At 56.2% G+C, this 25,073-nt stretch carries 20 protein-coding genes and 1 riboswitch; of the genes, 12 read left to right on the top strand and 8 right to left on the bottom strand.

The genetic code is table 11. The annotated features are described in order from the left end of the window. Positions 1-402 precede the first annotated feature (402 nt). Entirely contained in the window at positions 403-1,992 is a 1,590-nt protein-coding gene (purH, locus tag BJ885_RS18605; RefSeq protein WP_121932633.1) for a bifunctional phosphoribosylaminoimidazolecarboxamide formyltransferase/IMP cyclohydrolase, read from the top strand. A 15-nt stretch (positions 1,993-2,007) separates the two neighbouring features. Beyond that, positions 2,008-3,300, top strand: a complete 1,293-nt coding sequence (purD, locus tag BJ885_RS18610; RefSeq protein WP_029742044.1) for a phosphoribosylamine--glycine ligase — start codon at positions 2,008-2,010, stop codon at positions 3,298-3,300. Between the two features lie 49 nt (positions 3,301-3,349). Here purD and BJ885_RS18615 read toward each other — a convergent pair whose 3' ends face one another. The 6 genes from BJ885_RS18615 to nudC all read right to left on the bottom strand — a co-directional run bounded on the left by BJ885_RS18615 (position 3,350) and on the right by nudC (position 7,702). Further along, positions 3,350-4,042, bottom strand: coding sequence for a DUF1481 domain-containing protein (locus BJ885_RS18615; RefSeq protein WP_023309981.1), 693 nt, complete (start codon positions 4,040-4,042; stop codon positions 3,350-3,352). 11 nt (positions 4,043-4,053) lie between these two features. Then, positions 4,054-4,326, bottom strand: a complete 273-nt coding sequence (hupA, locus tag BJ885_RS18620; RefSeq protein WP_121932632.1) for a nucleoid-associated protein HU-alpha — start codon at positions 4,324-4,326, stop codon at positions 4,054-4,056. Between the two features lie 186 nt (positions 4,327-4,512). Then, a complete protein-coding gene (locus tag BJ885_RS18625) occupies positions 4,513-5,103 on the bottom strand; it encodes a YjaG family protein (RefSeq protein ID WP_029742042.1) in 591 nt (196 codons plus the stop codon). 41 nt (positions 5,104-5,144) lie between these two features. Continuing rightward, positions 5,145-5,816, bottom strand: a complete 672-nt coding sequence (nfi, locus tag BJ885_RS18630) for a deoxyribonuclease V (RefSeq protein ID WP_023309979.1) — start codon at positions 5,814-5,816, stop codon at positions 5,145-5,147. Between the two features lie 9 nt (positions 5,817-5,825). Beyond that, complete coding sequence (gene hemE / locus BJ885_RS18635; RefSeq protein WP_121932631.1) at positions 5,826-6,890, bottom strand: uroporphyrinogen decarboxylase; 1,065 nt, start codon at positions 6,888-6,890, stop codon at positions 5,826-5,828. Positions 6,891-6,928: 38 nt separating this feature from the next. Next, positions 6,929-7,702: an NAD(+) diphosphatase gene (gene nudC / locus BJ885_RS18640; protein WP_038417713.1), complete on the bottom strand. Its 774-nt coding sequence runs from the start codon at positions 7,700-7,702 to the stop codon at positions 6,929-6,931. Positions 7,703-7,797: 95 nt separating this feature from the next. Between nudC and BJ885_RS18645 the strand changes: the two genes are divergently transcribed. The 10 genes from BJ885_RS18645 to BJ885_RS18690 all read left to right on the top strand — a co-directional run bounded on the left by BJ885_RS18645 (position 7,798) and on the right by BJ885_RS18690 (position 16,583). After that, complete coding sequence (locus BJ885_RS18645; RefSeq protein WP_029742117.1) at positions 7,798-8,295, top strand: Rsd/AlgQ family anti-sigma factor; 498 nt, start codon at positions 7,798-7,800, stop codon at positions 8,293-8,295. A gap of 54 nt (positions 8,296-8,349) precedes the next feature. Next, a riboswitch (TPP riboswitch) is annotated at positions 8,350-8,461 on the top strand. Between the two features lie 78 nt (positions 8,462-8,539). After that, positions 8,540-10,435 carry a phosphomethylpyrimidine synthase ThiC gene (gene thiC / locus BJ885_RS18650; protein WP_029742116.1) on the top strand — a complete coding sequence of 632 codons (1,896 nt, stop codon included), beginning with the start codon at positions 8,540-8,542 and terminating at the stop codon, positions 10,433-10,435. Further along, positions 10,435-11,076, top strand: coding sequence for a thiamine phosphate synthase (thiE, locus tag BJ885_RS18655; RefSeq protein WP_121932630.1), 642 nt, complete (start codon positions 10,435-10,437; stop codon positions 11,074-11,076). The genes thiC and thiE overlap by 1 nt, the downstream gene beginning before the upstream one ends. Continuing rightward, a complete protein-coding gene (locus BJ885_RS18660; protein WP_121932629.1) occupies positions 11,063-11,818 on the top strand; it encodes a HesA/MoeB/ThiF family protein in 756 nt (251 codons plus the stop codon). Before thiE ends, BJ885_RS18660 begins: the two co-directional genes overlap by 14 nt. Then, complete coding sequence (thiS, locus tag BJ885_RS18665; protein ID WP_121932628.1) at positions 11,802-12,002, top strand: sulfur carrier protein ThiS; 201 nt, start codon at positions 11,802-11,804, stop codon at positions 12,000-12,002. The genes BJ885_RS18660 and thiS overlap by 17 nt, the downstream gene beginning before the upstream one ends. A 1-nt stretch (position 12,003) precedes the next feature. Continuing rightward, on the top strand, positions 12,004-12,774 hold the full coding sequence (gene thiG, locus BJ885_RS18670; protein ID WP_023334103.1) for a thiazole synthase: 771 nt from the start codon (positions 12,004-12,006) through the stop codon (positions 12,772-12,774). Next, positions 12,771-13,898: a 2-iminoacetate synthase ThiH gene (thiH, locus tag BJ885_RS18675; RefSeq protein WP_121932627.1), complete on the top strand. Its 1,128-nt coding sequence runs from the start codon at positions 12,771-12,773 to the stop codon at positions 13,896-13,898. The genes thiG and thiH overlap by 4 nt, the downstream gene beginning before the upstream one ends. Before the next feature lie 337 nt (positions 13,899-14,235). Further along, positions 14,236-15,777: a sensor domain-containing diguanylate cyclase gene (locus tag BJ885_RS18680; RefSeq protein ID WP_121932626.1), complete on the top strand. Its 1,542-nt coding sequence runs from the start codon at positions 14,236-14,238 to the stop codon at positions 15,775-15,777. A 180-nt stretch (positions 15,778-15,957) separates the two neighbouring features. Continuing rightward, the gene (locus BJ885_RS18685; protein ID WP_023334100.1) at positions 15,958-16,266 is read left to right on the top strand and encodes a PTS sugar transporter subunit IIB; all 309 of its coding nucleotides are present in this window, start codon (positions 15,958-15,960) and stop codon (positions 16,264-16,266) included. Beyond that, positions 16,266-16,583: a PTS lactose/cellobiose transporter subunit IIA gene (locus BJ885_RS18690; protein WP_033146992.1), complete on the top strand. Its 318-nt coding sequence runs from the start codon at positions 16,266-16,268 to the stop codon at positions 16,581-16,583. Before BJ885_RS18685 ends, BJ885_RS18690 begins: the two co-directional genes overlap by 1 nt. 114 nt (positions 16,584-16,697) lie before the next feature. Here BJ885_RS18690 and rpoC read toward each other — a convergent pair whose 3' ends face one another. Both rpoC and rpoB read right to left on the bottom strand, forming a co-directional pair. Further along, positions 16,698-20,921 carry a DNA-directed RNA polymerase subunit beta' gene (rpoC, locus tag BJ885_RS18695; protein ID WP_029741888.1) on the bottom strand — a complete coding sequence of 1,408 codons (4,224 nt, stop codon included), beginning with the start codon at positions 20,919-20,921 and terminating at the stop codon, positions 16,698-16,700. Between the two features lie 76 nt (positions 20,922-20,997). After that, complete coding sequence (gene rpoB / locus BJ885_RS18700) at positions 20,998-25,026, bottom strand: DNA-directed RNA polymerase subunit beta (RefSeq protein WP_023334099.1); 4,029 nt, start codon at positions 25,024-25,026, stop codon at positions 20,998-21,000. Between the last annotated feature and the right edge of the window lie 47 nt (positions 25,027-25,073).

The raw sequence follows: 25,073 nt of genomic DNA on the forward strand, positions 1-25,073 counted from the left end.
TCGCTCACCGTTGCGAGGTGGCGTATATTACGCTTTCCTCTTTCAGAGTCAACCCGTTATTTCAGGATTTTTTCTCTTCAACCGAACCGCTTGTTTGTGAAGTGATTCACATCCGCCGTGTCGATGGAGGCGCATTATAGGGAGTTATCAGCAGGCCGCAACCGCTAAATGACAGAAAAATGACTGACTGCTGCATTCCACAGCAAAACCCCGCCTTATACCTGTTTACACACAGACTTATCCACAATGATACGAAAAAGTGAAAATGTGCGAGCGTTGCGCAAACGTTTTCGTTAAAATGCTCGCGCTTAATAAGGATGCCCCGTCAGGTGTGTTAGATGAGTTTTTCGCAGGAAAATTCATCTAACGCTCTCTGTAATCGTGAAATCCAGGGGATTTACCATGCAACAACGTCGTCCAGTCCGCCGCGCTCTGCTCAGTGTTTCTGATAAAGCCGGTATCGTCGAATTCGCTCAGGCACTTTCCGCACGCGGTGTGGAGCTGCTTTCTACAGGCGGTACCGCTCGCCTGTTAGCAGATAAAGGTCTGCCGGTAACCGAAGTGTCCGATTACACCGGTTTCCCGGAAATGATGGATGGACGCGTCAAAACTCTGCACCCGAAAGTGCACGGCGGTATTCTTGGCCGTCGCGGTCAGGACGACGCCATTATGGAACAGCATGACATCGCCCCAATCGACATGGTTGTCGTTAACCTCTACCCGTTTGCCCAGACCGTAGCCCGCGAAGGCTGTTCTCTGGAAGATGCCGTAGAGAATATTGATATCGGCGGCCCAACCATGGTGCGCTCCGCGGCCAAGAACCATAAAGATGTGGCCATCGTCGTAAAGAGCAGCGATTACGAAACCATTATTAATGAGATGGATGCCAACGAAGGGTCACTGACTCTGGAAACGCGTTTCGACCTCGCCATCAAAGCCTTCGAGCACACCGCGGCGTACGACAGCATGATCGCCAACTACTTCGGTAGCCTGGTGCCTGCCTACCACGGTGAAAGCAAAGATCCTTCTGGCCGCTTCCCGCGCACCCTGAACCTGAACTTCATTAAGAAGCAGGATATGCGTTACGGCGAGAACAGCCACCAGCAGGCAGCCTTCTATATAGAAGAAGAAGTAAAAGAAGCCTCTGTTGCGACAGCCCAGCAGGTTCAGGGCAAAGCGCTCTCCTATAACAACATTGCTGACACCGACGCCGCGCTGGAATGCGTGAAAGAGTTCAGCGAGCCGGCCTGCGTTATCGTTAAGCACGCGAACCCATGCGGCGTTGCCGTGAGCACCTCTATTCTGGACGCCTACGATCGCGCCTATAAAACCGACCCGACCTCCGCGTTCGGCGGCATTATCGCCTTCAACCGCGAGCTGGATGCTGAAACCGCACAGGCCATCATCTCCCGCCAGTTCGTTGAAGTGATCATCGCGCCATCCGCATCCGAAGAGGCGCTGAAAATCACCGCGGCAAAACAGAACGTACGCGTGCTGGTTTGCGGCCAGTGGGCAGAACGCGTGCCGGCCCTGGACTTCAAGCGTGTGAACGGCGGCCTGCTGGTTCAGGACCGCGATCTGGGTATGGTGACAGAAGCTGACCTGCGCGTGGTAACCAAACGTCAACCGACCGAACAGGAACTGCGTGACGCGCTGTTCTGCTGGAAGGTCGCGAAGTTCGTCAAATCCAACGCCATCGTCTACGCGAAAGAGAACATGACCATCGGGATAGGCGCAGGCCAGATGAGCCGCGTTTACTCCGCGAAAATCGCGGGCATTAAAGCAGGCGATGAAGGTCTGGAAGTAAAAGGCTCCGCCATGGCTTCTGACGCCTTCTTCCCGTTCCGTGACGGTATCGACGCGGCGGCTGCAGTGGGCATTACCTGTGTGATCCAGCCTGGCGGCTCAATTCGCGACGACGAAGTGATTGCCGCTGCCGACGAACACGGCATTGCGATGATCTTCACCGACATGCGCCACTTCCGCCATTAATTCCCGGAGCAGAAAATGAAAGTATTAGTGATTGGTAACGGCGGACGCGAGCACGCTCTGGCGTGGAAAGCGGCGCAGTCTCCGCTGGTGAAAACAGTATTCGTAGCACCGGGCAACGCCGGTACCGCGCTGGAACCCGCGCTGCAAAACGTGGCTATCGGCGTGACCGATATCCCGGCGCTGCTGAGCTTTGCCCAGAGCGAGAAAATCGATCTGACCATAGTCGGCCCGGAAGCGCCGCTGGTGATTGGCGTGGTGGATGCGTTCCGCGCGGCAGGTCTGACCATCTTCGGGCCAACGGAAGGCGCCGCGCAGCTGGAAGGCTCCAAAGCCTTCACCAAAGATTTCCTCGCGCGTCACAACATCCCGACGGCGGAATATCAGAACTTCACCGAAGTGGAGCCAGCCCTGGCCTATTTACGTGAAAAAGGCGCGCCGATTGTTATCAAGGCCGACGGTCTGGCCGCTGGTAAAGGCGTTATCGTCGCGATGACCCTCGAAGAAGCCGAAGCCGCGGTTCAGGATATGCTGGCGGGCAACGCCTTTGGCGATGCGGGCCACCGCATCGTGATCGAAGAGTTCCTCGACGGTGAAGAAGCGAGTTTTATCGTGATGGTCGACGGCGAGCACGTTCTGCCGATGGCCACCAGCCAGGACCACAAACGTGTGGGCAATGGCGATACCGGCCCGAATACCGGCGGAATGGGCGCTTACTCCCCTGCTCCGGTAGTGACTGATGAAGTACACCAGCGCACCATGGATCGCGTCATTTGGCCAACCGTGAAAGGGATGGCGGCGGAAGGCAACACCTACACCGGTTTCCTCTATGCGGGTCTGATGATCGACAAGCAGGGTAACCCTAAGGTCATCGAATTCAACTGCCGCTTTGGCGATCCGGAAACGCAGCCCATCATGCTGCGCATGAAATCCGATCTGGTGGAACTGTGTCTGGCAGCCTGCGAAGGCAAGCTCGACGAGAAAACCTCAGAGTGGGACGAGCGTGCGTCTCTGGGCGTGGTGATTGCTGCAGGTGGTTATCCGGGCAACTACAACACCGGGGATGAAATCCACGGCCTGCCGCTGGAAGAGATTGAAGGTGCGAAGGTGTTCCATGCGGGTACGAAGCTGGCTGACGACGATCGCGTCCTCACCAACGGCGGACGCGTGCTGTGTGCAACCGCGCTGGGCCATACCGTGGCGGAAGCGCAGAAACGCGCCTATGCGCTGATGGCGGATATTCACTGGAACGGCAGCTTTAGCCGTCAGGATATCGGTTATCGTGCGATTGCGCGTGAGCAGGGCGAGTAATTTCACACCCTCACTCTAACCCTCTCCCTCAAGGGAGAGGGTACTTAAATCAAAAACTCTTCTCTGTCGGCTGCCAGGTGCAGAAGTCTTCGTTCGCCACCAGCAGCAGCTGAGAGCCTTCCGGCGCTTCCAGCCACGCCACACTCACCTCCATTGATGAATGACGCTGACGGCGTTGTATGTGTTCTGTTGCCCAGGATTCGAGCTCGGGCTTGACCGTCTGTCCTTCGCAGGTTGTCACCGTCCCATCGGCATGCCAGCGCCCCTGGCGCAGCACAACGCGTCCCAGACGAAGCGCATCGCTGGTCTGGCGGATTTGTTCGGCACGATATCGGTAGAGGGCGATTTGATCGCTGGAAAGCTGCTGTTTTTGACCGCTGACTTCGCGCTGCATAAAGCTCAGCTCGCCATGGTCGTCAAAACGCACTTTCACGTGTTCGGGGGTCTTGCTGTAGACGTTCAGTTCAATCAGCGACAGGTCATCTCCCTGCCAGCGATATTCCGCCGTCGACGTATTGCCGTTATGCCACGGGCTGAAGGCAGAAAGCAGATGCACTTCGCCGCCGGAATCTTTGCGCCAGATCCTGACCGCCCCCTGGTTGTCCGCGTAGCCGCTGGCGGTAAACGGTGGCAGGGAGGTGTCGTGGCTGCAGGCTGACAGCAGCAGCATGCCTGCCAGCGCGAGCGTTCCACGCCAGAAAGACAAAAGGGGCGTTACCGCCCCTTCGCTAAAACTGTTCACTGCCACGCGTCTTACTTAACAGCGTCTTTCAGTGCTTTACCAGAAACAAATGCCGGCACGTTAGCTGCGGCGATTTTGATTTCTTTACCGGTCTGCGGGTTGCGGCCAGTACGCTCAGCGCGGTGGTTCACTTTGAAGGTACCGAAACCAACCAGTTGCACAGCATCGCCTTCTTTCAGAGACTCAGTAATAGCAGCCAGGATAGATTCCAGAGCAGCTTTAGCCTGCACTTTAGACAGATCAGCCTTGTCCGCAATTACATCAATCAGTTGAGTCTTGTTCATAAGTTATCCTTTCAATGTGTTTATCGCTTGCTAAGCATCGAGTGCGACGAAAATGCCAAAAAAGCACTCTCCTGCATACACGCACCGATAGCCACTTTTTTTCGCCCCCCAAATGTAGACCAGACAAGGGGCGAAAGGGAAGAGTCGAGGAGCGACAAAACGGGCGTTATCTCAAGTTTTCTTGTCTCATTGGTTAAAAATTATACCAATATTGCTCTCAGCAGCCTCTCGTAAGTCCGCGCGCAGCCCTTTTATCAGCTCAATATCGCGTTCTTCGCACTCTGCCAGCAGGCGGAAAATTTCCCACTGAATGTCCCATTCTTGCTCAACCGCCGGGTTCGCACGCAACTCTTCGTCGGTCATCTCGCGACCTTCCTGGGTCATTTCCAGCATCGCGACGGTCGTAATGGATGCCTTACTGACTTCAATAGCGTGCTCCAGCGTTTCACCGCTCAGACGGGAGTGGAGCAGTTCGCTTAACGCCACGCAGGCATCAATCGCCGGGTAGACACCGTACAGGTCAAAATCATCCGCAGCCGGAATCGCCTCTTCCAGCTTTTCCAGCTGGGAGTCGAAGTTCACCTTCGCGTCTTTCACCGTCAGCGTTTCCCAGATCAGATCCAGAATGCGGCGGTAGATATGGCCATCACCAAAGCCCGTCTCCTTACAGAACGCGGCATAGTTGGGATACATGCGCTCGCACAGGCAAGCCATAAACGTCACGTGCTGCCAGCTTTCAACTTTCTCAAGGCGCAGGTGAATCGGGTTTTGTAGCATGATGATCTCTCGAATCGAAAATTAGGCGCAGTTTACCTGAATCATCGCTGAATTTCCTGCCAACGAACAAAAGCCGGACGCGAAGAGGCCACGGCATCTGCCCAGCGCGTCGGCTCCGGCAAGCGGTAGCCCTTCATGCAACGCTGCACCCACGCCAGGGCGCTGTCCATGCTCACCCGGTGCCCGGTGGCGATAAAGAGCGGGTTACACCGAGCCTTGCTGCGCCAGACCCACGCTAGCTGCTCACCTTTATGGATAAGCGGCGCCAGCGCGCCCGGCTCGGCAGAAAGAGGTTCAAACGCGCCGCACAGGCGTTTCTTGGCGACGCCAATGGTCGGCACATCCACCAGCAGCCCAAAATGGCTGGCAACGCCTAAACGGCGCGGGTGTGAGATACCGTGTCCATCGACAAACAGCAGGTCAGGTTTTTGCGAGAGTTGCTCCCACGCTGCCAGCAGCGCGGGATATTCGCGGAAGGAGAGAAAGCCCGGAATGTACGGCATGGTGGTCGCGATACGCGCTACCTTGTACTCCACCAGCTCAAGCGAAGGGTATTTCAGTACCACCATCGCCGCTCGCGTCACTTCCCCACCCTGCTCGAATCCGACGTCTGCTCCGCCAATATACTGCGGAGGATCTTTATCCAGACGATCCTCGCGGATCACCGATGAGGCCAGTTCGATTTGTTGAGCGCGTAGCGACGCGAGATCCATAATCACTCCTTATTTGTGATACTGGGCAGAAAGCCGACGCACCGCCTCCACAAATACGCCTGCGTGTTCTGGCGGCACATCCTGATGAATACCGTGGCCGAGGTTAAAGACGTGGCCTTCACCCTGGCCGAAACCAGACAGTATAGTCGACACTTCTTCTTCAATGCGGGCTGGCGGCGCATAGAGCATGGACGGGTCCATATTGCCCTGCAGCGCCACTTTGTCGCCCACGCGGCGGCGGGCATCGGCAATATCAGTGGTCCAGTCGAGGCCCAGCGCGTCGCAGCCGGTTGCCGCCATCGCTTCCAGCCACTGACCGCCACCTTTGGTGAACAGCGTCACCGGCACGCGGCGGCCTTCGTTTTCACGCAGCAGGCCGTCGACGATTTTGTGCATGTAATACAGGGAGAACTGCTGATAATCGCGCCCGGTCAGCACGCCGCCCCAGGTATCGAAAATCATCACCGACTGCGCACCGGCTTTAATCTGCGCGTTCAGATAGAGGGTGACGCTCTTCGCCAGCTTGTCGAGCAGCGCATGCAGGGCCAGCGGCTCGGCGTACATCATCTTTTTAATCATGGTAAAGGCTTTGCTGCTGCCCCCTTCAACCATATAGGTCGCCAGCGTCCACGGGCTGCCGGAGAAGCCAATCAGCGGCACTTCACCTTTCAGCTCGCGGCGAATGGTGCGTACGGCGTTCATCACGTAGCCCAGCTCGCCTTCCGGATCGGGGATCGGCAGCTTATCCACGTCGGCTTTACTTTTGATTGGGGAGGTGAAACGCGGGCCTTCACCGGTTTCGAAGTACAGGCCAAGGCCCATTGCATCCGGAATGGTCAAAATATCCGAGAAGAGGATCGCAGCATCCAGCGGGAAGCGGCGCAGCGGCTGGAGCGTCACTTCGCAGGCCAGCTCGGCGTTTTTGCACAGCGACATAAAATCGCCCGCCTGCGCGCGCGTGGCTTTGTACTCCGGGAGATAGCGTCCCGCCTGGCGCATCATCCACACCGGGGTGACATCAACGGGCTGGCGCAGCAGCGCACGCAGATAACGATCGTTCTTCAGTTCGGTCATTTTTGCAGTTCCTTAAGCGTCATGGCCTCAGTGTAACACTACTCATACTCGGCCCGACACATCGCCACGGTATCTTCTATCAGCCGACGCGCCACAGTGCCCGGCGGAGGCAACAGCGGTAAATCGTCGTAGCGATACCAGCTCGCGTCCAGCAGCTCTTTCTGGTCGATAACGATCTCGCCGCTGTCGTATTCGGCCATAAATGCCGTCATCAGCGACTGCGGGAACGGCCACGGCTGGGAGGTGACGTAGCGCAGGTTCTTCACTTTGATTCCGCTCTCCTCCATTACCTCGCGCGCCACAGCCTGCTCCAGCGTTTCGCCCACCTCGACGAAGCCGGCCAGCACGGTGTGAATACCATTGCGATGGCGGGTATGCTGCGCCAGCAGGATGGAATCCTCCCGGCGGATAGCGACGATGATGCACGGCGCAATCTGCGGATAGTAGCGCTCGCGGCAGTGGCTGCAGAGCATCGCCCACTCGGTTTTGCTCGGGCGCATGGTATGACCGCAGTAGCCGCAGTATTTATGCGAGCGGTAAAACTCTGCCAGCTGCACGCCGCGCCCCGCCAGCTGGAACAGCCCTACGTCCAGATCCAGCACCTGGCGCACGGATCCCATATCCTGGCGGCGGGACTGTTGGATCAACCACACGGGTTCACCCTGCCACTCGCCGATCTGTAGCGCTGGCTGGCCAACGAGATCGAACGCCTCAGCTGCGCCATAGGGAATTTCCCCGGCAGGAAGCCATAATTTTTGTTCGTGACTGACGATCCACCAACCAAGATCTGATTTTTCAATAATACGATCCATATCTATTGCACTACCTTCGCTTCACTGACATGTTGTTAGCATTGTGGTTACATTCTGGATAAGCAGATTCAATCCTACATTTTGCGGAGTCGACCATGTTAAACCAGCTGGAAAGCCTGACTGAGCGCGTTAGAGGAAGTAACAAACTGGTGGATCGCTGGCTACATGTACGCAAGCATCTACTCGTGGCTTATTACAATCTGGTCGGTATTAAGCCTGGCAAAGAATCGTTTATGCGACTGAATGAAAAAGCGCTGGATGATTTTTGTCAGGGCCTGGTCGACTATCTGTCCGACGGCCATTTCAATATTTATGAACGCATTATCCGCGAAATGGAAGGGACAACACCGTATTTAGCGGCCAGCAAGCTCTATCCGCTGCTGGAAGCCAACACCCAGCAGATCATGGATTACTATGATTCCGCGCTCGAGAACGCTATCGACCACGATAACTATCTTGAGTTCCAGCGGGCGCTATCCGACCTCGGTGAAGCGCTGGAAGAGCGATTCACGCTGGAAGATAAGCTGATCGCCCTCGTTCTGGACAATGATTTGAACATCAGTAGCGAAGAGAACGTCGCGCGCCCTGCTTGAGTTCTTCATCGTTAACGAGTAATTTACAACCATTCGCCCCTCTCACGAGGGGGATTTTTCTTGTCGGAGTGCCCAGCGCCTGAAAGCGCGGGCTGAGACCGTTAATTCGGGATCCGCGGAACCTGATCAGGCTAATACCTGCGAAGGGAACAAGAGTCACACTGCTGTTGTATCGCCTGAGGGCGATCCTCTCTTGCTTCATCCGTCGTCTGACAAGCCATGTCCTTCACTTTTGGAATGAGCTATGTCTACTGCAAAACTGACCCGCCGCGAACAGCGCGCACAGGCCCAACACTTCATCGACACGCTGGAAGGCACCGCTTTCCCGAACTCGAAACGCATCTACATTTCCGGCTCGCAGGCCGATATCCGCGTCCCAATGCGCGAAATTCAGCTCAGCCCGACGCTTATCGGCGGCAGCAAAGATAACCCCCAGTATGAAGACAACGAAGCCGTGCCGGTGTACGACACCTCCGGCCCGTACGGTGACCCTGATGTTGCCATCAACGTCCAGCAGGGTCTGGCTAAGCTTCGCCAGCCGTGGATTGATGCGCGCAACGACTGCGAAGAACTGAGCGTACTCAGCTCTGCCTACACCAAAGAGCGCCTGGCCGACGACGGCCTGGACGAGCTGCGCTTTACCGGCCTGCTGACGCCAAAACGCGCTAAGGCGGGCAAATGCGTGACCCAGCTGCACTACGCGCGCCAGGGCATCGTCACGCCGGAAATGGAGTTCATCGCCATCCGCGAAAACATGGGTCGCGAGCGCATCCGTAGCGAAGTGCTGCGCTATCAGCATCCGGGTGAAGGCTTTGGCGCTCGCCTGCCGGAGAACATCACGCCGGAGTTTGTGCGTGACGAAGTGGCCGCAGGCCGCGCGATTATCCCTGCCAACATCAACCACCCGGAATCCGAGCCGATGATTATCGGCCGCAACTTCCTGGTGAAGGTCAACGCGAACATCGGTAACTCGGCCGTCACCTCCTCCATCGAAGAAGAGGTGGAAAAGCTGGTCTGGTCCACGCGCTGGGGTGCGGACACGGTAATGGACCTCTCCACCGGCCGCTATATTCACGAAACCCGCGAGTGGATCCTGCGTAACAGCCCGGTACCGATTGGCACCGTCCCGATTTACCAGGCGCTGGAAAAGGTCAACGGCATTGCCGAAGACCTCACCTGGGAAGCGTTCCGCGACACGCTGCTGGAGCAGGCCGAGCAGGGCGTGGACTACTTCACCATTCACGCGGGCGTGCTGCTGCGCTACGTGCCGATGACCGCGAAGCGTCTGACCGGCATCGTCTCGCGCGGCGGTTCCATCATGGCGAAGTGGTGCCTGTCACATCATCAGGAAAACTTCCTCTACGAGCACTTCCGCGAAATTTGCGAAATCTGCGCCGCGTACGATGTCTCTCTGTCGCTGGGCGACGGCCTGCGCCCGGGCTCGATCCGCGACGCCAACGACGAAGCGCAGTTTGCCGAGCTGCACACGCTGGGCGAACTGACCAAAATCGCCTGGGAGTATGACGTGCAGGTGATGATTGAAGGCCCGGGCCACGTGCCGATGCAGATGATCCGCCGCAACATGACCGAGGAGCTGGAGCACTGCCACGAAGCGCCGTTCTATACCCTGGGGCCGTTGACCACCGATATTGCGCCGGGCTATGACCACTTCACGTCAGGCATTGGGGCGGCGATGATCGGCTGGTTCGGCTGCGCCATGCTCTGCTACGTGACGCCGAAAGAGCACCTCGGCCTGCCAAACAAAGAGGATGTGAAGCAGGGGCTGATCACCTACAAAATTGCCGCCCACGCGGCGGATCTGGCCAAAGGCCACCCGGGCGCGCAAATCCGCGATAACGCCATGTCGAAGGCGCGCTTTGAATTCCGCTGGGAAGACCAGTTCAACCTGGCGCTGGACCCGTTCACCGCGCGCGCCTATCACGACGAGACCCTCCCGCAGGAATCAGGCAAAGTCGCGCACTTCTGCTCTATGTGCGGGCCGAAGTTCTGCTCGATGAAAATCAGCCAGGAGGTGCGCGACTACGCCGCCGCGCAGACCATTGAAGTGGGGATGGCGGACATGTCTGAAACCTTCCGCGCCAGAGGCGGCGACATCTACCTCAAAAAAGAGGAGGCGTAATGTATAAGCCCGATTTCCCGCCCGTCCCCTACCGTTTAGGGCTCTATCCGGTGGTGGACAGCGTGGAGTGGATAGAGCGCCTGCTGAAGGCGGGCGTTCGAACGATCCAGCTGCGCATCAAGGATAAACGCGATGACGAGGTGGAAGCCGATGTGGCTGCCGCCATCGCGCTTGGGCGTCGCTACGATGCCCGTCTGTTTATCAACGATTACTGGCGGCTGGCCGTTAAGCACCAGGCGTACGGCGTGCACCTGGGTCAGGAGGATCTGGAAACAACGGATCTGAGCGCTATCCGCGAAGCCGGGTTGCGTCTTGGCGTTTCAACGCACGATGACATGGAGATCGACGTGGCGCTGGCGGCCCGTCCCTCTTACATCGCGCTGGGTCACGTCTTCCCGACGCAAACCAAGCAGATGCCCTCCGCACCGCAGGGTCTGACGCAGCTGGCGAGTCACGTGAAACGCCTTGCCGATTACCCTACCGTCGCCATTGGCGGAATCAGCCTTGAACGCGCCCCGGCGGTGCTGGAGACCGGCGTCGGCAGTATCGCCGTCGTCAGCGCCATCACCCAGGCCGCAGACTGGCGTCTCGCCACCGAACAGCTGTTACAGCTGGCAGGAGCGGGTGATGAACGATCGTGATTTTATGCGCTACAGCCGTCAGACCCTGCTGGAAGATATCGCCATCGACGGGCAGCAAAAACTGCTCGCCAGCCGGGTGCTGATTGTCGGTCTGGGCGGATTAGGCGCGCCCGCCGCGCTTTATCTGGCAGGTGCAGGTATCGGTACGCTGGTGCTGGCCGACGACGACGAGGTTCACCTCAGCAACCTGCAGCGACAAATCCTCTTTACCACCGAGGATATCAACCAGCCGAAAGCGCAAGTCACCCGGCAGCGCCTGAACCAGCTCAACCCGGATATCGCGCTGATTGCCCTGCAGGATCGGCTCAGCGGTGAAAGCCTGCGCCGTGAGGTCGCCCTTGCCGACGTGGTGCTGGACTGCACGGACAACATGGCGACGCGCCAGGCGATTAACGCCGCCTGCGTGGCAAGTAATACGCCGCTTATCACCGCCAGCGCGGTGGGGTTCGGCGGACAGATGATGGTCCTGACCCCGCCGTGGTCGCAGGGCTGCTATCGCTGCCTGTGGCCGGATGATGCAGAGCCGGCGCGCAACTGCCGTACGGCGGGCATTCTTGGTCCGGTGGTCGGCGTAATGGGCACAATGCAGGCGCTGGAAGCCATCAAGCTGCTCAGCGGCATGGAGACGGAACGCAATACGCTGCGGCTGTTTGATGCCCGCTCCAGCGGCTGGCGCCATTTGGCCCTACACCGCGCCAGCCGCTGCCCGGTATGCGGAGGCCGCGATGCGCATTCTGTTTAACGATGAGCTGATGAGATGCGACGACGGGCTCACCGTTGCGGTACTGCTCGACAAGCTGCGTCAGCTGAAGCCGGGAACGGCGCTGGCGCTCAATCAACAGATCCTGCCGCGCGAGCAGTGGGAACATCAGCAGGTCAATGACGGCGACCAGATCCTGCTGTTTCAGGTTATCGCAGGGGGCTGAGATGTTACGTATTGCCGATAAAGTCTTTGATTCACATCTGTTTACCGGAACCGGAAAATTCGCCTCGCCGCAGCTGATGGTGGATGCCATTCGCGAAAGCGGCAGCCAGCTGGTGACGCTGGCGCTCAAGCGCGTGGATCTACGTCATCACAGCGATGCTATTCTGGCGCCTTTACTGGAGGCTGGCGTCACGCTGCTGCCCAACACCTCCGGTGCCAAAACGGCCGAAGAGGCGATTTTCGCCGCGCAGCTGGCCCGCGAGGCGCTCGGCACCCGCTGGCTGAAGCTGGAAATTCATCCTGACGCCCGCTGGCTGCTCCCCGACCCCATCGAAACGCTGAAAGCGGCTGAAAAGCTGGTGCAGCAAGGGTTTACCGTCCTGCCTTACTGCGGCGCCGACCCTGTCCTGTGCAAACGGCTGGAAGAGGTCGGCTGCGCCGCCGTCATGCCTCTGGGCGCCCCCATTGGCTCCAACCAGGGGCTGGAAACCCGCGCGATGCTGGAAATCATTATTGAGCAGGCTACCGTGCCGGTGGTGGTTGATGCGGGCATCGGCGTGCCCAGCCATGCCGCGCAGGCGCTGGAAATGGGTGCCGACGCGGTGCTGGTCAATACGGCCATCGCGGTTGCCGACGATCCGGTCATGATGGCGCGTGCGTTCCGCATGGCCGTAGAGGCTGGCCTGCTGGCAAGGGAGTCCGGCCCCGGATCGCGCAGTTTCCAGGCCCAGGCCACCAGCCCGCTGACCGGTTTTCTGGAGGCGATCTCATGAGCACGTTTACCGAGCGCTGGCGGCAGCTTAGCTGGGACGACATTGCCCTGCGCATCAACAGCAAAACGGCGGCTGACGTGGAGCGCGCGCTGAATGCCCGCCATCTGACCCGCGAGGATCTGATGGCTCTGCTCTCCCCGGCGGCCAGCGCATACCTCGAACCGATGGCCCAGCGAGCACAGCGGCTCACCCGCCAGCGTTTTGGCAACACGGTGAGCTTCTACGTGCCGCTTTATCTCTCAAACCTGTGCGCCAATGACTGCACCTACTGCGGTTTTTCCATGAGCAACCGCATCAAGCGTAAAACGCTCGATGAAGGTGAGATTGCCCGCGAGTGCGCGGCTATTCGTGAAATGGGCTTTGAACATCTTCTGCTGGTCACGGGCGAACATCAGGGAAAGGTGGGAATGGACTATTTCCGTCAGCACCTTCCCGCCATTCGTCGTCAGTTTGCGTCGCTGCAGATGGAAGTGCAGCCCCTGGCGCAGGAGGAGTACGCGGAGCTCAAAACCCTCGGGCTGGACGGGGTCATGGTCTATCAGGAAACCTACCACGAGGCGACGTACGCCCGGCACCACCTGAAGGGCAAGAAACAGGATTTCTTTTTTCGCCTGGAAACGCCGGACAGGCTGGGTCGCGCGGGCATCGACAAAATCGGTCTGGGCGCGCTGATCGGGCTCTCTGACAGCTGGCGGGTGGATTGTTATATGGTGGCGGAACATTTGCTGTGGCTCCAGCAGCACTACTGGCAGAGCCGTTATTCCATCTCCTTCCCGCGCCTTAGACCTTGCGCGGGCGGGATTGAACCGGCTTCGCTGATGGATGAACGCCAGCTGGTGCAGACCATCTGCGCGTTTCGCCTGCTCGCCCCGGAAGTGGAATTATCGCTCTCAACGCGTGAGTCCCCGGCGTTTCGCGATCGCGTTATCCCGCTGGCTATTAACAACGTCAGCGCGTTTTCCAAAACGCAGCCTGGCGGCTACGCCGACGATCGTCCGGAGCTGGAGCAGTTTGTGCCCCATGACGGACGACGTCCGGAAGTGGTCGCCGCCGCCCTGACGGCGCAGGGTCTTCAGCCCGTTTGGAAAGACTGGGACAGCTGGCTGGGAAGAACCTCGCAATGACGTTGAAAAGCGCTGCAACTTCATAAAAAATTGTCGAGGCGCTACGAAAAGGCAAAACCGGATGATTGTCATCGATCGTCCGGTTTTTTATTGTCACACGGTCAGCAACGGATGCTGACCAGGGCGAAAAGCTTCTTCCTCGTTTCGCCCTGCCTCTGGTTCATTGCACAAACGGCTCCTGGCAAGTTGAATAAGTATTTTCTTAATGGTTCTTAAGATAAATCATCCCGCCAGAAATCGTGTGCCGTATAATTCACCGCTAACCGCAGGACAGCGACTATGCTGAGAGGATATCGGCAGACGAAAAGTATTCACCATCAGGAACGATGTACAGCTCATGGCACTTCACAGCAAAAAGCTCTCTTTTACCCGGCCAATCATGCTTAGCTTCGCGGGGATCCTCTGCAGTTTTGCGGTGATCGCGATCGCGGTGACGCTTTCGCAACGAAAAGATTTTCTTGAGGATTATCACCAGATCAACAGCAATTTCACGCACAACCTGGCGGTGAACTACACCGAATCTATCCTGCGTGAAAACGACTATATCCTGGGCCGTTCCGCGATGTACTTTGCCCGTGACGACAGGCTAAACGAGACGCTCAACGTTAACCCGACGCAGGGGCTGCAGATGATGATGCATTTGCAAAACCTGATGCCGACCGTATCCTCCATCTCGCTGGCGGACACGCAGGGGCATTATCTCCGCGCGCCGGAAGTGCTCCCCACGGAGAAGAGTAAAACCTTCGATCCCCGGAAGCGGCCGTGGTTTGTCGCTCAGGCCGAAGCCAGTATCTTCAGCCACTATACTCGCCCGTACATGGACTACTTCACCGGCCATCCGACGGTCACACTTTATAAACCCTTAATTTCACCCGAAGGCAGACTGAAGGGAACGATCGCGTTTCATCTCGACTTGACGTCAATGGGCTTTACACTGCGTCAGATGGTGGCGCCCGTTCAGGGGGAATTCTTCGTCGTCGAACGCGACGGCGCCGTTGTGCTTCACCCGGATACCGGCGCGCTCTTCAAACAGTACGTGAGCGAAGCGCTGATGGACAAAATGACCAGCGGCGAAGGCCACCTTTACGACAAGAAAAGCAACGCCTGGTATTACTACTACTCGTTTACCAATCCAGACTGGTTTGTCATCTACCGGGTCTCTGACGAGACGCTCACCGATATCACCCGCCACGAAACGACGATTGTTGGCTGGGGGTTTGCGCTGGCGGCCATCATCATCATCCTCTTCGGCTTATACCTCCGCCACGCCTCGCGTAGCGTGCTGATGCACATTATCAATGCCATCAAAACCGGCAACGTCAGCGAGGCGCCGCGGCTGGAAGCGATGCTGAGCCACACTATCCAGTCCAACAAAGAGCGTGAGATGGCCTATGTGCGCCAGGCCACTCACGATGCGCTGACGGGCTGTAAAAACCGCCGCGCGTTCGATAGTGATATCGCGGAGCTGCTGAATGCCCAGCAGCCGTTCGCGATGGCGCTGGTGGACATTGATAACTTCAAGTCGATTAACGACACGCTGGGCCACCTGACCGGTGATATCGTTCTGCGCAACGTGGCCCGCGAAGGGATCCAGATCATGCAGCCACATCACGTCTCGCTTTACCGGTACGGTGGAGAAGAGTTTGCGGTAATTTTCCAGGCTGAGCAGATGACGTCTGCGCTCTCATTGCTGGAAGCCTGGCGTACCGCAGTTGAAAAACGCGTCTGGCGAGAAGAAAACCTGCGGGTTACGTTCAGCGGCGGTCTTGGGGAGTGGCATTTTGAACCGCTGGAGCAATTTGTCGGAAGCGTTGATAACGCCCTCTACAGCGCCAAACAGCAGGGCAAAAACCGCATTAACCGAACGTCCATCAGCTAATCCTCCCTCTTTCACCCTGCCCGTTTCCACGGGCCGGGTATCCGACAATGTAAAATTGTAACCGGTTTCAGAAAATCACCGGTTTCTTTGTGATGCCTGACACACAATCGCGGTAAACCGGTTGTTGAAGCGCTCTGCACGGGATAATTATCAATAAACACATGTAGATCGAGGCTGATTATGAAGAACATCGTTTTATGCTGTGCAGCGGGGATGTCAACCAGCATGCTGGTTCAACGTATGAAAGACGCCGCGCAGAAAAAAGGGGTTGAAGTCACCATTAAAGCCGTTCCGGTTGCGGAGTTTAAAGACAACATCGCGACGGCCGACATCGTATTGCTGGGGCCACAGGTTAAATACGAGCAGGCGAAACTTCAGGCGCAGGCCGAGCCGCTGGGTAAAAAGGTCGCGGTGATCGACATGATGGATTACGGCATGATGAAAGGCGATGCCGTACTGGAAAAAGCGCTCAAACTTCTGGAGTCATAATGGAAGACTTAGAAACCACGATCATGGAGCTGCTGGTCAACGCAGGCGCGGCGCGCAGTGCGGCCCTGACGGCGTTACAGATGGCGCGTAAAGGTGAGTTTGACGAAGCAGAAAAAGCGATGGAAGAGTCGCGCGAATATGTGAAGCATGCGCACACGATCCAGACTCAGCTTATCGGTTTTGACGAAGGGACCGGGAAGCTTCCGGTTAACCTGATCACCGTCCACTCTCAGGATCACCTGATGAACGCGATGGTCATTCAGGATCTGGCGGGCGATATGATTGAGCTTTATCGTCGGATCCCGTTGGTAAACTGATAACCTACAGATGTAAAAAAACCCGCCGAGGCGGGTTTTTTATTGTCGGGTGGCCTGAGCTTACCCGACCTACGAGGCACATGCCCGGTAATATTCATCACCGGGCATCAACGATTACTCGTTGTCGGAACCGCCCAGACCTGCGTTCAGCAGTTCTGCCAGGCTCGCGGATGCATCTTCAGCAGTCACCTGCGGTGCAGCTGGCAGTTCGCCCGCAGCACGACGACGCATACGATCCTGATGGTACGCATAACCGGTACCCGCTGGGATCAGACGACCCACGATGACGTTCTCTTTCAGACCGCGCAGTTCATCACGCTTACCAGCAACGGCGGCTTCGGTCAGGACACGAGTCGTTTCCTGGAACGATGCTGCAGAGATGAAGGACTCGGTTGCCAGAGACGCTTTGGTGATACCCAGCAGATCGCGCGAGAAGGTCGCACCGATTTTGCCGTTCGCTTCCAGATCGCGGTTAGCAATCTTGACGCGTGAGTATTCAACCTGCTCGCCTTCCAGGAACTCGGAGCTGCCTGCGTTTTCGATGGTTGCTTTACGCAGCATCTGACGAACGATAACTTCGATGTGCTTATCGTTAATCTTAACGCCCTGCAGACGGTAAACGTCCTGCACTTCGTTGGTGATGTAACGCGTTACCGCGTGTACGCCACGAAGACGCAGAATGTCGTGCGGCGCTTCTGGACCATCGGAAACCACGTCACCACGTTCTACACGTTCACCTTCGAACACGTTGAGCTGACGCCATTTCGGAATCATCTCTTCGTACGGTTCGCTGCCATCTACTGGAGTGATAACCAGACGGCGTTTCCCTTTGGTCTCTTTACCGAAGGAGATGATACCGCTGATTTCAGCCAGGATTGCAGGCTCTTTCGGACGACGTGCTTCGAACAGGTCCGCAACGCGTGGCAGACCACCGGTGATGTCCTTGGTACCGCTGGATTCCTGTGGAATACGCGCCAGAGCATCACCCGCACCGATCTGAATACCATCTTCCAGCTGAACGATCGCTTTACCCGGCAGGAAGTACTGCGCAGGCATGTCGGTACCCGGGATCAGAACGTCGTTACCCTGAGCATCAACGATTTTCAGTGCAGGACGCAGATCTTTACCACCGGTAGTACGTTCAGCAGAATCCAGAACCACCAGAGAAGACAGACCGGTCAGCTCGTCAGTCTGACGAGTAATGGTCTGGCCGTCGATCATGTCAGTGAAGCGGATGAAACCACTTACTTCGGTGATAACCGGCATGGTGTGTGGATCCCAGTTTGCAACGGTTTCACCGCCGGCAACCTGCTCGCCATCACCTTTCGCCATAACCGCACCGTAAGGCACTTTATAGCTCTCTTTGGTACGACCGAATTCGTCGATCAGCTTCAGCTCGGTGTTACGAGAGGTCACAACCAGCTTGCCAGCGGAGTTAACAACAGACTTCGCGTTGCTGAGCTTGATGCTACCTTTGTTTTTCACCTGGATGCTTGATTCAGCAGCCGCACGAGATGCCGCACCACCGATGTGGAACGTACGCATCGTCAGCTGTGTACCCGGCTCACCGATGGACTGTGCCGCGATAACGCCGATTGCTTCACCTTTGTTGATGATGTGGCCACGCGCCAGGTCACGACCGTAGCAGTGCGCACATACACCAAAGTCGGTGTCACAGGATACAACGGAACGTACTTTCACGGAGTCAACAGAGTTCGCTTCCAGCAGGTCACACCAGTGCTCGTGCAGCAGCGTGTTGCGTGGAACCAGAATGTCTGCAGTACCCGGCTTCAGAATGTCTTCCGCGGTTACACGACCCAGAACGCGATCGCGCAGTGGCTCTTTAACATCACCACCCTCGATAACCGGGGTCATGGTGATACCTTCGAGGGTGCCACAATCGTCTTCGGTCACAACCAGATCCTGCGCAACGTCAACCAGACGACGCGTCAGATAACCGGAGTTCGCAGTTTTCAGTGCGGTATCCGCCAGACCTTTACGAGCACCGTGCGTGGAGATGAAGTACTGGAGTACGTTCAGACCTTCACGGAAGTTCGCGGTGATTGGCGTTTCGATGATGGAGCCATCTGGCTTCGCCATCAGACCACGCATACCTGCCAGCTGACGAATCTGTGCTGCGGAACCACGCGCACCGGAGTCGGCCATCATGTAGATGCTGTTGAAGGAAACCTGCTGCTCTTCTACGCCGTCACGGTTAATCACGGTTTCGGTCTGCAGGTTATCCATCATCGCTTTGGATACACGATCGTTCGCCGCTGCCCAGATATCGATAACTTTGTTATAGCGTTCGCCCGCGGTAACCAGACCAGACTGGAACTGCTCCTGGATCTCAGCAACTTCGGCTTCCGCTTCAGAGATGATCTCGTGTTTCTTCTCTGGGATGACCATGTCATCGATACCAACAGATGCACCTGAACGCGCTGCATAAGCAAAGCCGGTATACATTGTCTGGTCAGCGAAGATAACGGTCGGCTTCAGACCCAGAATGCGGTAACAGGTGTTCAGCATTTTGGAGATCGCTTTCTTGCCCAGCGCCTGGTTGACGATGGAGAAAGGCAGACCTTTCGGTACGATCATCCACAGAATGGCACGGCCAACGGTCGTGTCTTTCAGGCTGGTTTTCGCAACGAATTCGCCGTTTTCATCTTTTTCGTATTCGGTGATACGCACTTTAACGCGCGCATGCAGAGAGGCCAGGCCAGCGCGATAAATACGCTCAGCTTCTTTCGGGCCAGTCAGCACCATGCCTTCGCCTTTGGCGTTAACACAGTCACGGGTCATGTAGTACAGACCCAATACAACGTCCTGGGAAGGAACGATGATAGGTTCACCGTTCGCTGGGGACAGGATGTTGTTGGTAGACATCATCAGCGCACGCGCTTCGAGCTGGGCTTCCAGCGTCAGCGGTACGTGAACAGCCATCTGGTCACCATCGAAGTCGGCGTTATATGCCGCACAAACCAGCGGGTGCAGCTGGATAGCTTTACCTTCGATCAGGACTGGCTCAAATGCCTGGATACCCAAACGGTGCAGGGTTGGTGCACGGTTCAGCAGTACCGGGTGTTCGCGGATAACTTCGTCCAGGATATCCCAAACGACAGCTTCTTCACGCTCAACCATTTTCTTAGCGGCTTTGATGGTGGTGGCCAGGCCACGCAGTTCCAGCTTGCCGTAGATGAACGGTTTGAACAGCTCCAGTGCCATTTTCTTCGGCAGACCGCACTGATGCAGACGCAGGTATGGACCTACGGTGATTACAGAACGACCGGAGTAGTCAACACGCTTACCGAGCAGGTTCTGACGGAAACGACCCTGTTTACCTTTGATCATGTCGGCCAAAGATTTCAGAGGACGTTTGTTAGAACCGGTGATCGCACGACCGCGACGACCGTTATCCAGCAGGGCATCTACCGCTTCCTGCAGCATACGCTTTTCGTTACGTACGATGATGTCCGGCGCAGCCAGATCCAGCAGACGTTTCAGACGGTTGTTACGGTTGATAACGCGACGATACAGATCGTTCAGATCGGACGTTGCGAAACGACCACCATCCAGCGGAACCAGTGGACGCAGATCTGGCGGCAGAACCGGCAGAACGGTCAGGATCATCCACTCTGGTTTGTTACCAGACTGAACGAACGCTTCCAGCAGTTTGATACGCTTGGTCAGCTTTTTACGTTTGGTTTCGGAGTTGGTTTCGTTCAGCTCTTCACGCAGCTGCTCGCACTCTTGCTCCAGATCCATGCTCTTCAGCAGGGCCTGAATAGCTTCCGCACCCATCTTCGCGTCGAATTCGTCACCGAACTCTTCCAGCGCGTCCAGATACTGCTCTTCAGTCAGGATCTGATGACGTTCCAGGTTCGTCATCCCGCCTTCGATAACCACATAAGATTCGAAGTACAGAACGCGTTCGATATCGCGCAGCGGCATATCCAGCAGCAGACCGATACGGGACGGCAGAGATTTCAGGAACCAGATGTGAGCGGTCGGAGACGCCAGCTCGATGTGGCCCATGCGCTCACGGCGCACTTTGGTCTGGGTCACTTCAACGCCGCACTTCTCACAGATCACACCACGGTGTTTCAGGCGCTTGTACTTACCGCACAGGCACTCGTAATCTTTTACTGGCCCGAAAATACGCGCACAGAAAAGGCCGTCACGCTCAGGTTTGAACGTACGGTAGTTGATGGTTTCCGGCTTTTTAACTTCACCGAATGACCATGAACGGATCATGTCTGGCGAAGCCAGAGCAATTTTGATCGCATCAAACTCTTCGGTTTTAGTCTGCGCTTTCAGAAACTTTAATAAATCTTTCACGGATTTGCTCCCGTCGGAGTTAGCACAATCTGGTGCCGGGGATTAACCCGGCACCAGTGACCTGTTTGAGCGAGAATTACTCGTCTTCCAGTTCGATGTTGATACCCAGCGAACGAATCTCTTTCAACAGTACGTTGAAGGATTCTGGCATGCCCGGCTCCATCTGATGGTTGCCGTCCACGATGTTTTTATACATCTTGGTACGACCGTTCACGTCATCAGACTTAACGGTGAGCATTTCCTGCAGGGTGTATGCCGCGCCGTATGCTTCCAGCGCCCACACTTCCATCTCCCCGAAGCGCTGACCACCGAACTGTGCCTTACCACCCAGCGGCTGCTGAGTAACCAGGCTGTAAGAACCGGTAGAACGAGCGTGCATCTTGTCGTCGACCAGGTGGTTCAGTTTCAGCATGTACATGTAACCTACGGTTACCGGACGCTCGAACTGTTCACCGGTACGGCCGTCAAACAGCGTAATCTGACCAGACGTTGGCAGACCACCCAGTTGCAGCAGCTCTTTAATTTCAGCTTCTTTCGCACCATCGAAGACTGGCGTTGCGATTGGCATACCTTTTTTCAGGTTCTCAGCCAGGCGCAGCACTTCTTCATCACTGAAGGTATTCAGGTCGACTTTCTGACGAACGTCGGTACCCAGATCGTAGGCACGCTGGATGAATTCGCGCAGTTTCGCGACTTCTTCCTGCTGCTTCAGCATGGCGTTAATCTTGTCGCCGATACCTTTCGCAGCCATACCCAGGTGAGTTTCCAGGATCTGACCGATGTTCATACGAGACGGTACGCCCAGCGGGTTCAGTACGATATCTACCGGCGTACCGTTAGCATCGTGCGGCATATCTTCGATCGGGTTGATCTTAGAGATAACACCCTTGTTACCGTGACGACCTGCCATCTTATCACCAGGCTGGATCTGACGTTTAACGGCCAGATACACCTTAACAATCTTCAGCACGCCTGGTGCCAGATCGTCGCCCTGAGTGATTTTGCGGCGTTTCGCTTCGAGTTTTTTCTCGAACTCGTGTTTCAGTTCGTCATACTGCTCAGCCAGCTGTTCCAGCTGATTTTGTTTCTCTTCGTCGGTCAGGCCCAGTTCCAGCCAGCGATCGCGTGGCAGTTTGTCGAGCTTCTCAGCTTCAACGCCACCGGCAACCAGCACCGCATAGATACGGCTGAACAGACCCGCTTCGAGGATCTGCAGTTCTTCAGACAGGTCTTTCTTAGCCTGTTTGAGCTGCATCTCTTCGATTTCCAGCGCACGCTTATCTTTCTCAACGCCGTCACGGGTGAAGACCTGAACATCGATAACCGTACCGGAAACACCGTTTGGTACGCGCAGAGAAGAGTCTTTAACGTCAGACGCTTTCTCACCGAAGATTGCACGCAGCAGTTTCTCTTCTGGCGTCAGCTGGGTTTCACCTTTAGGTGTAACCTTACCAACCAGAATGTCGCCGCCGGTCACTTCCGCACCGATGTAAACGATACCGGATTCATCCAGTTTGGAGAGCGCAGCTTCACCCACGTTAGGGATGTCAGCGGTGATCTCTTCTGGCCCCAGCTTGGTGTCACGGGACACACATGCCAGTTCCTGAATGTGGATGGTGGTGAAACGATCTTCCTGAACCACACGCTCGGAGACGAGAATGGAGTCTTCGAAGTTGTAACCGTTCCAAGGCATGAACGCTACGCGCATGTTCTGACCGAGCGCCAGTTCACCGAGGTCGGTGGACGGACCGTCTGCCAGCACGTCGCCGCGCTCAACTGGCTCACCCAGAGATACGCAAGGCATCTGGTTGATACAGGTGTTCTGGTTAGAACGGGTGTATTTGGTCAGGTTATAAATGTCGATACCTGCTTCGCCCGGATACATCTCGTCTTCGTTAACTTTGATAACGATACGGGATGCATCGACGTACTGAACAGTACCGCCACGTTTAGCAACCGCAGTAACACCGGAGTCAACGGCAACAGCACGTTCCATACCGGTACCAACCAGCGGCTTATCAGCGCGCAGAGTTGGAACGGCCTGACGTTGCATGTTCGCACCCATCAATGCACGGTTGGCGTCATCGTGTTCCAGGAACGGGATCAGGGACGCACCGACGGATACCACCTGCTGGGTGGATACGTCCATGTAGTCAACCTGGTCGCGGCTGAACAAGCTGGATTCGCCTTTGCTACGGCAGGTAACCAGATCTTCTACAAAGTGGCCTTCGTCATCCAGGTTGGAGTTCGCCTGAGCGATAACGTAGTTGCCTTCTTCGATAGCAGACAGGTAGTGAATTTCGTCGGTTACAACACCGTCGGTCACTTTACGGTACGGGGTCTCGAGGAAACCGTATTCGTTAGTCTGTGCGTACACGGACAGGGAGTTGATCAGACCGATGTTTGGACCTTCAGGCGTTTCGATTGGACATACGCGACCGTAGTGTGTCGGGTGTACGTCTCGAACTTCAAAGCCTGCGCGTTCACGGGTCAGACCGCCTGGGCCGAGTGCAGAGATACGACGTTTGTGCGTAATCTCAGACAGCGGGTTGTTCTGGTCCATGAACTGAGACAGCTGGCTTGAACCGAAGAACTCTTTCACTGCTGCAGAAATCGGCTTGGCGTTGATCATATCCTGAGGCATCAGGGTATCCAGATCGCCCAGAGACAGACGCTCTTTCACCGCACGCTCTACACGTACCAGGCCAACGCGGAATTGGTTTTCCGCCATTTCGCCTACGGAACGGATACGACGGTTGCCGAGGTGGTCGATATCGTCCACTTCGCCTTTACCGTTACGGATATCGATGAGCTTCTTCATCACTTCGATGATGTCGTCTTTGCTCAGGATACCGGAACCTTCGATTTCGTCGCGCAGCAGAGAACGGTTGAACTTCATACGACCAACCGCGGACAGATCGTAGCGGTCTTCGGAGAAGAACAGGTTCTCGAACAGGCTTTCCGCCGCTTCGCGAGTTGGTGGCTCACCAGGACGCATCATGCGGTAGATTTCTACCAGCGCGCTCAGACGATCGGTGGTTGGGTCGACGCGAATAGTCTCAGAGATATACGCACCGTGGTCCAGATCGTTGGTGAACAGCGTTTCGATACGTTTGTGGCCAGACTGGCTCAGCTTAGCCAGCAGATCCAGGCTCAGCTCCATGTTCGCTGGGCAGATCAGCTCACCCGTTGATTCATCAACGTAATCTTTCGCGGCTACTTTTCCTGCAATGTACTCAACCGGAACTTCGATGAGTTTGATATCATCTTTTTCCAGCTGGCGGATGTGGCGCGCGGTGATACGGCGACCTTTTTCCACATACACTTTGCCGTCGGCTTCGATGTCGAACGATGCGGTCTCACCACGCAGACGTTCCGGCACCAGCTCCATCTGCAGCTTGTTGTCGCGGATTTCAAAGATCACTTTCTCAAAGAACAGGTCCAGGATCTGTTCAGTGGTGTATTGCAGCGCACGCAGAATGATGGTTGCAGGCAGCTTACGACGACGGTCGATACGGACAAACAGGTTGTCTTTCGGATCGAACTCGAAGTCCAGCCATGAACCACGGTAAGGAATGATGCGTGCGTTATACAGTACTTTACCGGAAGAGTGTGTTTTACCTTTATCGCTGTCGAAGAAGACGCCCGGGCTACGATGCAGCTGGGAAACGATAACACGCTCAGTACCGTTGATAACGAAAGTACCGTTGTCTGTCATGAGTGGAATTTCACCCATGTAGACTTCTTGTTCTTTAATGTCTTTTACGGTGCCTTCCGGCGCTTCGCGCTCGTAGATCACCAGACGCAGTTTTACGCGCAGCGGTGCGGAATAGGTCACGCCACGGATCTGACATTCCTGAACGTCAAACACCGGTTCGCCAAGGCGGTAGCTGACGTACTGCAGCTCGGAGTTACCGCTGTAGCTCTGAATCGGGAACACGGAGCGGAAGGCTGCTTCCAGACCGTACTGCCCTTCAGGATCTTGCTCGATAAACTTCTGGAACGAGTCAAGCTGGATAGAAAGGAGATATGGAATGTCCAGAACTTGTGGACGTTTACCAAAATCCTTACGAATACGTTTTTTCTCGGTATAGGAGTAAACCATAGGGTTCCTCAGCTCGCTGACAAGTCGACCCATCTGTCCGACGAAGG

The organism is Enterobacter sp. WP_7_1 (assembly GCF_003688535.1).
GTDB lineage: Bacteria > Pseudomonadota > Gammaproteobacteria > Enterobacterales > Enterobacteriaceae > Enterobacter > Enterobacter asburiae.